Source organism: Pelomicrobium sp. G1 (genome assembly GCF_051905455.1).
Taxonomy (GTDB): Bacteria; Pseudomonadota; Gammaproteobacteria; order Burkholderiales; family UBA6910; genus Pelomicrobium.
This window is the reverse complement of record NZ_JBQACR010000693.1, coordinates 1-230: the sequence shown is the minus strand read 5'-3', so window position 1 is coordinate 230 and position 230 is coordinate 1. Positions and strand designations below refer to the sequence as shown.

The window sequence follows — 230 nt, the reverse complement described above, 5'->3', positions numbered from 1 at the left end:
CACCAGGGCGTCGTGGAACACGATGTGCGCCTGGGCCAGAAGGCGCGCTCCACGCACAGTGATCAGGTCGGGGGCCCCTGGTCCGGCCCCTACGAACTAAACTTTGCCGCGCATTCTTTCCCGGTCCCTGGGCCGCCTCGGGAGCGGCGCTTCCTCGCCCCGGGGAACCCTTCCGTCCCCCGGGCGCCGATTCCTCTAGCCTTACACCGGCCCACGGATTCTGTTTTTTG

At 67.4% G+C, this 230-nt stretch carries 1 pseudogene; it reads right to left on the bottom strand.

The window, feature by feature from the left end:
* Nucleotides 1-93: pseudogene (locus ACTFO6_RS20155) on the bottom strand (SAM-dependent methyltransferase); the annotation flags it as partial.
* Nucleotides 94-230: the final 137 nt, after the last annotated feature.